The sequence below is a fragment of the Candidatus Omnitrophota bacterium genome (assembly GCA_016929445.1).
Lineage (GTDB): Bacteria > Omnitrophota > Gorgyraeia > JAFGIU01 > JAFGIU01 > JAFGIU01.
Genome location: JAFGIU010000026.1, coordinates 1 through 11,734, shown reverse-complemented (window position 1 = coordinate 11,734; position 11,734 = coordinate 1). Strand labels below are relative to the sequence as shown.

Below are 11,734 nucleotides of genomic sequence, written 5' to 3'. Positions count from 1 at the left end.
TTTATTTCGCGCTCTCATTCACCACCTCCAGATGGTTATTGTCCCATCTTTGAGGTGTCCGTTAAACTGGGGTCAGCTCATTGTGTCCCCCGATATAATGCTGTGTGCGGAGGATGGGCAATTCTAGTCCCGATCAACGAGACGGCCATTGATGTACTTGTGCAGAATACTTGAAATCAGCGTTTGGTAAGGCAGCCCCTCTTCGAGCGCACGCTTCTGCAAGTAAACCAGATCTCTTTCCGCCATACGTATGTTGACCCGCTTGTCCTTCCGGATGGTTGCCTGCGCATAGTCCTCATAACGACTTTTTGCGCCCTTAAATCCGGCAATACTCTTCCACTCCCCTCGCTCTACGGACTCTAGCACCTCTGATTCCTTCTTATTGAGTTTCATAGTCTTCACCTCCCAGGTATTGCCTGGTCATCTTCCTACTCGGAATGATTGTTTTGAGAAATACTCCTTTGCCCGACTCTACAAAGGGAACCAATACAACGTAGTTCTCGACATTGACGACGAAAATCCTTTGTGATGGATATTTCTTCTTGTTGGGGTGTTCAATGATGTCGAGTAGTCCCCCTTGCGTGATGTGAAAAACAATTTCCTCGAAGCTTATGCCGCGCTCACGTATTAACTGTTGATTCTTTTCAAGATCCCAATCAAATAACTTCATAATGCCAAACATAGCACGTTGTGTGCCTTTTGTCAACACCTTTCCTGCGCCCATTATACAGGAACGTGATTTTGAGTGCGTAGCGGCTCCAGGAAGAGCTGAAAAGTCCAAAAGCAAATTGCCCAGCACACAAGGTAAAATAGGGTCATGTCTAATACAACCAAGCAGGCCAAATGATCCTTCATCCAGGCTTCATGAGCTCGTTTTGCATCGCTGTCGCTGCCTTGTCGTGCTTGCTCTATCTGGCACTCATGATTTTCACTCTTACCAGGCGCCCGCTCAAACCCATACACATCACCTACTCCCTATTTACTCTCAGCTTAGCCTGGTGGATGGGCTTCTACACGCTCTGGCTCCTTTCAAGCACCGAAGCTAATGCGAAAGTGCTATTGCACACCCTCATGGCAGGCGTCACTATCGCCCCAGCAATCTTCTACCACTTTACGGTCACCTTCACCGGAGCAGCCGCTCAATTTAAGTGGAAAACCTTATTTGCATACGCCATATCCCTGTTCTTTTTGTGGGCCAATTTTTTCACCGCTTGGTTCGTGAGTAGTTGGACCCAGGAAATGGCATTTCAATGGTGGCCCAGGGCAGGACACGCCTATTCTGCCTACATCGTTTTTGGAATGTGGGTATTCATCTCCGCACTCCTTCACATGATTGACGAAATGGGGCATTCGGATGGCAGAAGGAAGATGCAGCTTCTTTATCTGACTGTTGGCTCCGTAATCGGGATGATAGGAGCACTCTTCAATGTTCCGCTCTGGTACGGCATTCCTGTCCCGCCTGTGGGCAATATTGCACTCGCCTTCAATGTGGCGCTTGTCGCTTACGCTATCTTTAAGTGGGAGTTGTTTGATATCCGCATCGCTCTTGCAAAGGGCACCACCTATTCATTCTTGATTCTCGGAATCACCCTCGTCTACTTTGCGATCGTCTTCCTTGCTGAACTGACGCTGAGGACTCTATTGGGCTATAGCAGTTCTCTGGCGACACTCATTGGTGTCTGCTCTGTTGCACTCCTGTTCCATCCGGTCGAGAAACGTGCCCAAAATATTTCCAGCCGGATTATTTGGGGAAAGTCTGCGGAAGAACTTGCTGAAGAGAACGATCGGCTGCATGCTGAAGTTGTGCGCTCTGAGCGCTTGCGTGCGGTTGGCACCCTAGCCGCCGGCATGGCGCACGAAATCAAGAATCCACTCACCGTCATCCAAACCTTTACGGATTTTCTGCCTGAGAAGGGCGCGGACCCGGATTTCCGGGAGCGATTCCACAACATAGTCAACACCGAGCTCTCCCGGATTTCCCAAACAGTCAGCCAACTACTGCAATTCGGCCGTCCCGAGCCCCCCCGGCTGGCAGCGCTGGACCCGGCTCCGTTACTCAGTGACACACTGGAACTCTTGGCAGGCGATTTCCTGAAGTGCCGCGTCAAAGTTCAGACGGATTTCCCTCAGTCCCCGTGCATGGTGGAGGCTGACGAGCAGCAGCTCAAGCAGGTATTTGTCAACTTATGCCTGAACGCGATGCAAGCCATGCATGGGGAAGGCACGCTTTGCGTCCGCGTAACTCCCACCGGCCCTCAGGTACGGATTGATTTCCTGGATACAGGCAGCGGGATTGCCCCACAGGACCTTCAACGGATCTGGGACCCCTTCTTCACAACCAAGGAGCACGGATCCGGTCTTGGACTGGGTATTGTGCACAGAATCATCGAGGAGCACGGCGGCCGGGTTGAGATCCGGAGTGAGTTGGGCAAGGGCACGGTGGTTGGGGTGGTTTTGCCCGTCAATCTTGACTCAGGGAGTCAAGATCAATAAAATAGCTGTATTCAACTTAATTTCGGATAACAGTTTACGCAAATAATGGTAGGAGTCAAATATGAGGTCATTCACTCTTCCGGGGGCGATTTTCAGAGGTAAGCAAGATACGGTTTTCAGCGGAAAGAGAAAAGCTGCTCGCACCCAAATGGACTTACAAGGCACCCTCACTCCCTCAAGTGCCGATTCCAAACGCAATTCAAGCCAGAATGTCCGGATATGTGACGTGTCCATGAGGGGTGTGGGAGTGCTCCTGTCTTCCTCCCTCCCTGAGTCTGAAACGTTCAGCCTATCGATCAATGATCAAGAGAAGGAATCTTCCACCGCCCTTACGGTGCGCAAAGCTTGGGCAGAAGAACGGCGAGGCGGGAAAATTGCGGCAGGCTTCGAAATTCTGGATTCTGAGAAAAGCCCAGCCTCGTCCTCTTGGAAACCGGCATTGCAACCGAGGCCAATTTACACTGCTGCCTACATTCCTGAGACCGTGGTAATGAATGAAGACATTGCCATCCATCCGGGCGATCCGGCTCCTATTGTCTTACACCGGACCCTCGGCACCAACCAGCGTCATGCAACAGGACCGGATGAATCCAATGCGTCAATGCTAACGCACGTAGCCAAAAAAATCCTGGATGAATCCGGCTATAGCCCGAAGGACATTGGCCGGATCATCTGTGTGTGCGACCCCCCGGACAATATTGCCCCAGCCACAGCCGTTAAGGTTCAAGCCAATATTGGCGCTATTTGCCCTGCGTTCGATATGTCTATGTCCTGTTCTGGCTGGCTCACTGCCCTGGACCTTGGACTCAAGTGTATTGCAACCGGCGAAGACAAAATACTCGTTCTGGCAAGCTGCTTTTTTGGCTCAAGAGGGCCTTTCCGGGATGTCAAACACAGGGCCATTTTCGGCGACGCCTGTGGAGGACTCTTGCTCGAACAGCGACACTTAGACATGTTTCTTGCGACAGGCCAGTGGACAGATGGCAGGAACTTTCATCACATCTTTGCGCCACACAAATGGTCGCAGACACCGGATGAAGTCCCTGAAGAATTTAGAGGCTATGGGTATATGAACCCGGAGCAGAGAGTATTCTTTGATGCTTTGAGCGATATCCTCCCGCCTTTTTGTGACAATCTGATGGAAAGGGCAGGAGTGAAGAAAGAAGACATTGACTTGTTCCTATTACACTACCCCAGCAAGCCGTTGTTTGAGCACTCCTTGAAGGTATTTCCAGTACCGCGCAAGAAGATGCTGACTCACTTCAACCGCTTTGCCAACACCATTGCTGCGGAAATGCCTGTGCTGTTGGATGAGGCAATCCGTACTGACAGGATTTCACCGGGCGACTTGGTCTTCATGGTGACCTACGGGGCTGGGTTCACAATGGCCGGTGCAATTCTGCGATACTAGTGAAAGGGTATGTCACCCTACGCCATACTCCCGATTTGTAGCAGTATCTTCTCCTTGGTTCTCGCAACCCTCATCTTCTTTCGTGGGTGGCGTTCTCCCATCAGCCGAGCTTTAGCGCTTCTCTGCTTTGAAACCTTCATGTGGCAGATCGGCTGGTTGAGAGGTTATTTCCCCACAAGCGAGGTCGAGCGACTCCTCACAGTTAAGGTCGCCTACACTTTTGTCTTATTTCTGCCCGCGACTCTCTACCACTTCATCGCCAACTATCTCTGCCTTAGATCCGAACGCTTCTGGGTCAAACTCTCCTACTTGATTTGCATTATCTGGTTGGTGATCCTGTGGACGAGTGATGCTTTTGTAGGAGGATACCTGGAATTCGATTGGGGAATGTATGCCCGCGCAGGAGCGTGGCACCCGGCCTATCTGTTTTTCGCATCTGTTGTATTCTTGAGGAGCTTGATACTTGCGAGAAATGCGGCCTTTGACAACTCCGTCTCCGCGACTGTGAGAAATAAGAACCGTTTTGTATACGGGACTTACGCTTTCTACCTTCTTGCCGTAGTTGAGTACTCCATTAATTATGGATTCCCGATCTATCCTATTGGCGTATTCTTCATTTTAACCGCCTTTAGCATCCTTGCTTACGCAATCATGAGACACCGGCTTTTGGATGTGACTGTCGTTGCGGCGAGGACGCTGGTCTTTGCGCTTGTCTACTTTGTGCTCCTTGGCATTCCTTTGATCGGTGCTCTCTATTACCATTCAGTTCTAGAAAGGCTGTTTGGTGCACTATGGTGGGTCGCAGTCTATATTCTCTGCGCCATCCTTGCCACCGGCGCACACCATGCCAATATTTACCTCCAACACAAGGCAGAAGACCGGCTGCTGGCGGAGGAGCGGCGCGCACACCAGGCGCTGGAGACGATTTCCCAAAACATGTTGCGTTTTACCAAGCTCAAGAGTCTACTCCGGCAAATCGTGCATAACCTTGTAAAGATCCTCCAAGTCAAGCATGCGGCCATCTATTTAGTCGCGGGTGAAGCGGGCGAGTACAAACGGGCTTCTGCTTGGCTTCCTCCCCGGCGCCACTCCCCTTTGCCCCAGTCTCTGCCCGGAGATTTTCCTTTGGCCTCCCACATGACACGCAAAAAGCTGCCTCTCGTGCGCGAAGAATTGCGCCTTTCCCAGCAAATCAAAAAAGGCCGTTTCGAGCCGCTCGCACAGAGCATGGATCAAATCCAAGCTTCGCTCGTGGTGCCGGCCTTTCGCCAGAACCGGCTGCTCGGGTTCTTGGCGCTGGGCGACAAGCGCTCCGGCCGCATTTGGACCCAAGCGGACTTAAGCAACTTGGTCTTGTTGGCCAATCAGGCCGCTTTGGCGGTTGAAAACACCCAACTTCACGAAGCCGAAGAACAACGCCTCATCAAGGAGGCCGTGGAACAAACCGCCGCGGACATCGCGCAGGGCGTTTCGCATCAATTCAACAACCGGCTCTATGTTATCTCGGTCCTGGCCTCCTCCCCTGTCCTCATCATGGGCGAGGGCGACCCCAACGCGCTCTCCAAAGAGGAACTCATCAAGTGGCTCGGCAAAATGAAAGAAAGCCTCCTCAAAATCGCGCACGAGGCCGAGACCGGCGGCCAGATTTCCCGCGGTATCATGAGCCTGGCCAAGGCCGATCCCTACAAGTTCGAACCCGCGGAACTCACGCCGCTCATTGAGCAATCCATCGAGTTCGTCAAAATCAAGCATTCCAAAGAAAAAGTCACCCTGGGGCGCGACCTGCCCTCGATTGTGCTGGAAATCCCGCAAGGCCTGCCGAAGATCAGCTGCAACCGGGCGCAGGTTCACGACTCCTTTCTGAACGTCATTGACAATGCCATTGACGCCATCCGGGATAAGGAGCAGCTGATTGCGCGCGGCGTCATGCCCGCGCCCGACGCCAACTTCCAGCCCCGCATCTGCGTGCGCGCCGAATCCGAAGACGGGTGGATATTGGTGCAAATCGAAGACAACGGCACCGGGATCGACAAGCAGGACATCCGCAAGATCTTCACCCCCTACTGGACCACCAAAGCCACCGGGCAAAAGGGACAAACCCCGGGCGGACACGGTTTGGGGTTATACTTTATCAAGCGCATTATCGAAGCCCACGGCGGGAAGATTCTGGTGGAGTCCGAACGCGGCCGGTACACGCGCTTCAGCATCCGCCTGCCTGCCTTAAAACCAGGCGAAGAGAGCCACACGCATGGCGCATAAACTGCTCCTCGTTGAAGACGAACACATGCTGGCGTACACCCTGGGCGAGCTGATCACCCTCTTGTACGGTTTTGAGGTATTTCTTGCCGGGAGTGTGGCCGAATCCCTGCGCCTCATCGAAACCCAACAACCGGCGGTGATCTTGTTGGATTTACATTTGGCTGACGGAAGCGGCATGCAGGTTTTGGAGGGCGCGCGGCGCTTAGGCTCCAAGGCAATCATTTATGTTATTACAGGATTTGAGGACCCGGAGTTGGACGTGCAGGCGCGTTCCCTGGGAGCCCATGACTACTTAGTGAAGCCTGTAGACCCCAAAGAGCTCAAGGCCAAGCTCGATGAGGCGGTCGGGCGGGTTACGCATACGCAAGGAGATTGAAGTGGTATTCAAGCTACTGGTGGTGGACGACGAAAAGGAAGTGACCGCAACTCTCTCGGAGTTCTTTCTGGACCAGGGTTTTATGGTGGAGCAGGCCGCGTCGGGCAACGAGGCCATTGAAAAGCTCGGCGCAAACGAGTTTGAATTGGTTTTATTGGACCTGCATATGCCCGGAATCCCCGGCGAGGAAGTCCTGCGCCACATCAAGAGCACAGCACCCCAAACCAAAGTCGTGGTGGTCACCGGTTACCCGGAGCGCAAGACCGCGGTGTGCGCGCTCGGATGTGACGGATTTTTCACAAAACCCCTGGCACTGGGCGAACTCATCGATGCCGTCAAAATCTTACTCAAAGAAAAGAACGAGGAAGACCTCAAACAGGTCATTATGGGCCGGACCTTGGCCAACGCAGAGACCGGCCAGCCCCTGGCACGTCTTTTGCTGTTCGAGCCCTCGGATGAAATCGCGCATACCCTGCTGGAATACTTCCGCAACCCGCGCAAATGCGGCGGCGCCTATACGATCGAACGCGCAACAAACGTGGAACAGGCGGTCATTCTCCTGGAAACCCTCCATCCCGAACTCGCACTCTTGGATTTGGTAATGGTCTCAGATCCGGCTGATGTAACCAAACGGCTGCTCGGATGCGCCAAGCATCAGCCTAAAGATTACCTGTGCTATCTCTGTTCCACGGAAGAGGCCAAGGGCAAACCCGTTTCTCCGGAAGAGCTCCGAAAGCTAAACGAGTTAGTCCAGAAAACCGCGTTGGCGCATGGATTGGTAGCGGGATAGATTTGGATTAACTGCCGGATCGGAAGACCGGGGATCTATTTCGAGGATCCCAACCAAGCACCCACATACAATAACCCCACTATGGGAAAAGCCGCAAACGGGTCGGTAATATGGAACTGCTTGTCAATCAGGCTAAAGCAAACATACCCGCCAAAAATACAAATACACCCGAAGGATTCGCGCCAAAAAGCCAACACTAGTCCCGCAAGCATGGTGATCACAGCAAGGAACATTAAGATTTCAGCAGCCGAAAGCGACGAGGGTCCGGGGAGACCCTCCGCGACTGTGAACACAGTGAAGAGAAGAAGGAGAATACCGCTGAGAATTCGGGCAGCCCAGCGCAACACCCCGCTTATTCTTCCCGCGGTATTGGGGGGTTTTGTATTACAAAATCTCAAGGACAGCTTCCGGCGGACGGCCAAGCTTAGCTCTGTTTCCCCTAATGACAATGGGGCGTTCAATCAATATAGGATGCTCTTCCATCTGCCGGACAATACCCGCTTCCGTTTCTGCCTGTGTAATACCGAGTTTGGCATATTCGCCTTTGCGCAGAAACTGAGACGGTTTTAGCCCTAGTTTGGCAGCAATTCCTTCGATTGCCGCTGCGGACGGCGGCTCCCTGAGATACTCGGTAATTTTCGGCTCTAATCCCCTTTGAGCAAGAAGCTCAAGCACCTGACGACTTTTCGAACAACGGGGATTGTGTAATATTTCCACCTCGGTCATAGCTTTTCCTTTTGTCAAAATAGTCTGATCTGCATAACAGCTTGAGCTAAGCGGCTCGGCGGCGTTTACCGCGTGCAGTTGGTCGCTTTGTTAGCGGTTCAGAATAGGCATCTACGTAAGCATCCAACAGTCTCCGAATCATTCGCTGATACTGCGTGTCATGTTTCTCAGCCTCAGCTCGAAAGAACTCAACGCTTTTCTTGCTGAGGGCGATGGTCACTTTGACACCCTCATCTCTGAATGCAAGTTCATCAGGAGAAGGCAGGAAGTCGCGGACTATCTTGATGTCTCCCAACGGCTCGTCCGAATAGTTAGTTTTCTTGATCATAGATTGCCTTTCCTTTCCGCCAATAGCCGGCTCCAAATATTCTGATGACCCCACCACGGTACGTGAACCGGACCGTGAGAATGCCACCGTCAACCTCACCGAAACAGTAATAGCGCTTCTCTCGTCTACTATGCTCCAGGTCCTCAGCTATGACTCGATTAGGATCTGCAAAGGCATACTGGGCCTCGGCAAAGGAAACCCCGTGCTTCTTTTGGTTTTGAAGGTCCTTCCTTGGGTCCCACTGAAACCGAGTCTTTTTCATAAAGAAAGCTTACCATATAGCCATATAATTAGCAATACTCTTATATGTATATTTATCTGTGGAAATGTCGACAAGGACAAGTGACAGGTCTCTCGAAAGGACGTTATAAAAAGTTCCGAATGAGAGACCTGACACCTATTCTCTGGTGTGTCCCCCAGTCATAATCCTACCCCCTTCTCTCACTCACAAACTTGGACACCAATTCCCAGCTGCCCCCGGTATAGTAGCGGTTCGTCTCACTGCTGTTATTCACCCAAAAGAATTCCCGGTTGAATTGGTAACAAGGTCTGTATTCCGACAATCTGAAGACCTGAGGGTAATATTCCCACTTACTTGGTCTCATCCTTGTGGTCGCTTCCAAGACAAACTCCTTGCCCTCATATAGAAGTACCACCCATGCATGAAATCCTTCGTCACAATACCCTAGCGCCACACGGGCATCGTAGCCAGCCTCGATCAGCCAGTCTGCCAAGAGGATAGCGTGATCTTCACAGTCCCCTTTCGCGTGTAAGAACGCTTGCCTGGAGTTCTGCCAGATCTATCTGGATCTTCCATACTGGAGATCATCGCGCTTATAGGTTTTACATATGGCCACTGTATGAAGAATTTCGAGCAGAGAATCCGCGGCAAACGGCTGGTAACCTACTAAGAAACTGTTCACAAAATGATGAAGTCGATCCAATCCGGGCGCAGAGGCTGTGGCATCAAGGATTCCTTCGAAGTCCCAGGTGCTCCAGTTCTCAAATCCAGCCATGTTGCGTTCCACTTGGCTTCGAACATAGTCTTCTGTCATCCGGCCTTCCTTCTTGAAGAACTCTACGTACCCTGCTATACTGCTCCCCATTTGGACCTAGCCTGTAGAAACTAAGTACAATGTGGCTGGCCAAGAAAAGGAGGTCAGCCGTGAAGAAACGCCAGTGGTCCCCTGAAAAGAAGGCTTTGATCGTCATCCAGGGTCTCAAAGGCACTCCCGTGTCCGAAATCTGCAACGAGCACCAAATCTCCCAGGCCCAGTACTACCAGTGGCGGGATCAGTTCCTCAACAATGCCTCCAAGACCTTTGAGGTCTCCTCTACCTCCCGCAAAGAAGCCCGCATGGAGCGCGAAATCCACAAGCTCCGTGCTCTCGTCGGCGAACTCACCCTTGAATTAAAAAAAAGCGACGAGGTGTTCGGATGACCCGGAAACCTTATCCCAAGGTTGACAAACGTAACGCGCCCATCTTGAAGCGTATCCGAGAAATCAAACTTGACCACCCCTTCTGGGGCTACCGCCGTGTCTGGGCTCACTTGCGTTATGTCGACGGCATCGAAGTCAACCAGAAACGTGTCTATCGCCTCATGAATCAACACGACCTGTTGGCTATCACCCGCAGAAAACTCCGGGCCAAGCGTACTTACACCAAATCCAAACCCCGCGCCTCTGCCCCTAACCAATGGTGGGGTATCGACATGACCAAGGTCTGTGTCGATAGCTTCGGCTGGATCTATGTCGTTCTCGTGCTCGACTGGTACACCAAAAAAATCGTCGGTTATCAAGTCGGCCTACGTTCTACGTCCCAGGACTGGCTGGAGGCTCTCGACATGGCCCTCAACCGTCAGTTCCCAAATGGCGCCCGTGAGCATAACCTTCACCTGATGTCCGACAACGGGTCTCAGCCTACGTCTCTGGCCTTCATGAAAGCTTGTCATTGCACCAGTGTCCACCAGGCCTTTACCAGCTACAACAACCCCAGAGGCAATGCCGATACCGAACGCATGATGCGCACTCTCAAAGAAGAATGCCTTTGGCTTCGCGAGTGGCGTAGTCCTTTTGAATTAGCCCTTGCTCTCGACAACTGGATCAAACATTACAACCGTGATTACCTGCACTCATCTCTCGGGTATCAGTCTCCCGAGAGATTTGAGGCTCAACACGTCAGCCACAATACTCAGTTAGTGCCGGCTTGACAAACGGGGTGCAGTACACTGCTTGCTCCTCTCTCTGGCTAAGTTGGGGTTGGCTTGTACCCAAGTAGGTTGAGACTTTCTTCTTTAGGGGATCGGTGTAAAAGGCTGGATGGAACAGAGCGGGAGACATCAAGAGAAAGGCCAAAAGGAAGAGCCCGTAGAGCTGGAATCTAGCAACAAAGGCTCTGTATTCCTCCTCGTAAGACACGCTAGCCCCTGAGCCCGAAAGATACCATTATTGCCACAAACAAAAGTACGGTGGAGGAAAAAATAGCAACTGCAACATTGCCCTTCTTGAGCTCTTCTTGAATATCCAGGGACGTAAGGATTGATCGATCGATCAAACGAAGGCCCCATATTCCTACCAAAAGAGCAATCAGCGTATAGAGCAAATTCATGCCCAGGTTAAATAGTGAAGCAAAGAGAAACTCTAGTTCCATGGATGGCTCCTTTTCTTATGAGCACTCAGTTGCCTCAATAGAGGAAGAGCAAAGACAAATCGTCATTCCACGAAAAACTATTAAGAACCCAACCCTCTGGACTGTTGTAGAAATAGAAGTACCAGGGCAAAACATGCTTTTCGGTCTTCTCGATGTATGTAAGCAACACCAACGAATCACCGAGTTTTCTTTCACTAATAAGTTCATACCCAATCGTAGCTCCATACCTGGAGCCAAACTGATCCCTAGTTGAAATGGAGGAAAGGACAGTTGATTCGATTTCGGGTTCAGGAATTATCATGAAAGGCTTCATCATCTCGAACGCTTCTCTTAGCTTTCCCTTGCTCACGGTCTGCATTATCTCCTCGGTCAACGGTTTGATTTCTAGTTCCGAGTCAAGCACTGCGGCCTGAGCGGGCGATGCAAAGGCAGCCAAAACCAAGCTAGCCAACAGGATTCTTTTCATCAAACATTCCTCCTGATGATATGTTAGTCCCTAATCCGTGATTCGTTGCTACAAGACCAAACTCATTGTCCGAATGAGAAACCCTCAATTCCAGGGACACAATACCCATTTTTCGCAACGTAAACATCAGGCTTGCGCCTTTAATTGGTATTGTGAGGCATCCCCTATAAAACGGACACCTTAGTTCAGAGACAAGGTTCGTTGTTCAAAACAGTACGGCGATAGATAGCCTAG

The 11,734-nt window shown here is 51.5% G+C and carries 14 protein-coding genes and 1 pseudogene; 6 read left to right on the top strand and 9 right to left on the bottom strand.

Going from position 1 to position 11,734, the window contains the following annotated elements; all coding sequences use genetic code 11:
* Positions 1 to 123: 123 nt before the first annotated feature.
* Positions 124 to 393: an antitoxin gene (locus JW937_02445; protein ID MBN1586270.1), complete on the bottom strand. Its 270-nt coding sequence runs from the start codon at positions 391 to 393 to the stop codon at positions 124 to 126.
* Entirely contained in the window at positions 380 to 670 is a 291-nt protein-coding gene (locus JW937_02440; protein ID MBN1586269.1) for a BrnT family toxin, read from the bottom strand. Before JW937_02440 ends, JW937_02445 begins: the two co-directional genes overlap by 14 nt.
* A gap of 251 nt (positions 671 to 921) precedes the next feature.
* Between JW937_02440 and JW937_02435 the strand changes: the two genes are divergently transcribed.
* The 5 genes from JW937_02435 (at position 922) to JW937_02415 (ending at position 7,329) form a co-directional block, all read left to right on the top strand.
* A complete protein-coding gene (locus JW937_02435; protein MBN1586268.1) occupies positions 922 to 2,493 on the top strand; it encodes a hypothetical protein in 1,572 nt (523 codons plus the stop codon).
* Between the two features lie 490 nt (positions 2,494 to 2,983).
* A complete protein-coding gene (locus JW937_02430) occupies positions 2,984 to 3,904 on the top strand; it encodes a hypothetical protein (protein ID MBN1586267.1) in 921 nt (306 codons plus the stop codon).
* Between the two features lie 54 nt (positions 3,905 to 3,958).
* On the top strand, positions 3,959 to 6,163 hold the full coding sequence (locus JW937_02425; GenBank protein ID MBN1586266.1) for a GAF domain-containing protein: 2,205 nt from the start codon (positions 3,959 to 3,961) through the stop codon (positions 6,161 to 6,163).
* On the top strand, positions 6,153 to 6,539 hold the full coding sequence (locus tag JW937_02420; protein ID MBN1586265.1) for a response regulator: 387 nt from the start codon (positions 6,153 to 6,155) through the stop codon (positions 6,537 to 6,539). Before JW937_02425 ends, JW937_02420 begins: the two co-directional genes overlap by 11 nt.
* Before the next feature lies 1 nt (position 6,540).
* Positions 6,541 to 7,329 (top strand): response regulator, encoded by a 789-nt coding sequence (locus tag JW937_02415; protein ID MBN1586264.1) that lies wholly within the window; start codon positions 6,541 to 6,543, stop codon positions 7,327 to 7,329.
* A gap of 384 nt (positions 7,330 to 7,713) precedes the next feature.
* Here JW937_02415 and arsC read toward each other — a convergent pair whose 3' ends face one another.
* The 5 genes from arsC to JW937_02390 all read right to left on the bottom strand — a co-directional run bounded on the left by arsC (position 7,714) and on the right by JW937_02390 (position 9,438).
* On the bottom strand, positions 7,714 to 8,055 hold the full coding sequence (arsC, locus tag JW937_02410; protein ID MBN1586263.1) for an arsenate reductase (glutaredoxin): 342 nt from the start codon (positions 8,053 to 8,055) through the stop codon (positions 7,714 to 7,716).
* A gap of 46 nt (positions 8,056 to 8,101) precedes the next feature.
* On the bottom strand, positions 8,102 to 8,383 hold the full coding sequence (locus tag JW937_02405) for a hypothetical protein (GenBank protein MBN1586262.1): 282 nt from the start codon (positions 8,381 to 8,383) through the stop codon (positions 8,102 to 8,104).
* Positions 8,367 to 8,645, bottom strand: coding sequence for a BrnT family toxin (locus JW937_02400; protein MBN1586261.1), 279 nt, complete (start codon positions 8,643 to 8,645; stop codon positions 8,367 to 8,369). The genes JW937_02405 and JW937_02400 overlap by 17 nt, the downstream gene beginning before the upstream one ends.
* Before the next feature lie 166 nt (positions 8,646 to 8,811).
* Complete coding sequence (locus tag JW937_02395) at positions 8,812 to 9,183, bottom strand: transglutaminase domain-containing protein (protein ID MBN1586260.1); 372 nt, start codon at positions 9,181 to 9,183, stop codon at positions 8,812 to 8,814.
* Positions 9,184 to 9,438, bottom strand: coding sequence for a hypothetical protein (locus JW937_02390; protein MBN1586259.1), 255 nt, complete (start codon positions 9,436 to 9,438; stop codon positions 9,184 to 9,186).
* 110 nt (positions 9,439 to 9,548) lie between these two features.
* On the opposite strand from JW937_02390, the pseudogene JW937_02385 reads away from it, so the two are divergent.
* Positions 9,549 to 10,594: pseudogene (locus JW937_02385) on the top strand (IS3 family transposase).
* A 209-nt stretch (positions 10,595 to 10,803) separates the two neighbouring features.
* Here JW937_02385 and JW937_02380 read toward each other — a convergent pair.
* Both JW937_02380 and JW937_02375 read right to left on the bottom strand, forming a co-directional pair.
* A complete protein-coding gene (locus JW937_02380) occupies positions 10,804 to 11,034 on the bottom strand; it encodes a DUF350 domain-containing protein (GenBank protein ID MBN1586258.1) in 231 nt (76 codons plus the stop codon).
* A gap of 34 nt (positions 11,035 to 11,068) precedes the next feature.
* Positions 11,069 to 11,500, bottom strand: coding sequence for a hypothetical protein (locus JW937_02375; GenBank protein ID MBN1586257.1), 432 nt, complete (start codon positions 11,498 to 11,500; stop codon positions 11,069 to 11,071).
* Positions 11,501 to 11,734 lie beyond the last annotated feature (234 nt).

What these genes read in the sequence shown, in the direction of transcription:
- JW937_02380 (MBN1586258.1), bottom strand. Translation starts at nt 11,034, where the DNA reads ATGGAACTAGAGTTTCTCTTTGCTTCACTATTTAACCTGGGCATGAAT.
- JW937_02445 (MBN1586270.1), bottom strand. Translation starts at nt 393, where the DNA reads ATGAAACTCAATAAGAAGGAATCAGAGGTGCTAGAGTCCGTAGAGCGA.
- JW937_02375 (MBN1586257.1), bottom strand. Translation starts at nt 11,500, where the DNA reads ATGAAAAGAATCCTGTTGGCTAGCTTGGTTTTGGCTGCCTTTGCATCG.
- arsC (MBN1586263.1), bottom strand. Translation starts at nt 8,055, where the DNA reads ATGACCGAGGTGGAAATATTACACAATCCCCGTTGTTCGAAAAGTCGT.
- JW937_02430 (MBN1586267.1), top strand. Translation starts at nt 2,984, where the DNA reads ATGAATGAAGACATTGCCATCCATCCGGGCGATCCGGCTCCTATTGTC.
- JW937_02440 (MBN1586269.1), bottom strand. Translation starts at nt 670, where the DNA reads ATGAAGTTATTTGATTGGGATCTTGAAAAGAATCAACAGTTAATACGT.
- JW937_02405 (MBN1586262.1), bottom strand. Translation starts at nt 8,383, where the DNA reads ATGATCAAGAAAACTAACTATTCGGACGAGCCGTTGGGAGACATCAAG.
- JW937_02420 (MBN1586265.1), top strand. Translation starts at nt 6,153, where the DNA reads ATGGCGCATAAACTGCTCCTCGTTGAAGACGAACACATGCTGGCGTAC.
- JW937_02435 (MBN1586268.1), top strand. Translation starts at nt 922, where the DNA reads ATGATTTTCACTCTTACCAGGCGCCCGCTCAAACCCATACACATCACC.
- JW937_02390 (MBN1586259.1), bottom strand. Translation starts at nt 9,438, where the DNA reads ATGACAGAAGACTATGTTCGAAGCCAAGTGGAACGCAACATGGCTGGA.
- JW937_02400 (MBN1586261.1), bottom strand. Translation starts at nt 8,645, where the DNA reads ATGAAAAAGACTCGGTTTCAGTGGGACCCAAGGAAGGACCTTCAAAAC.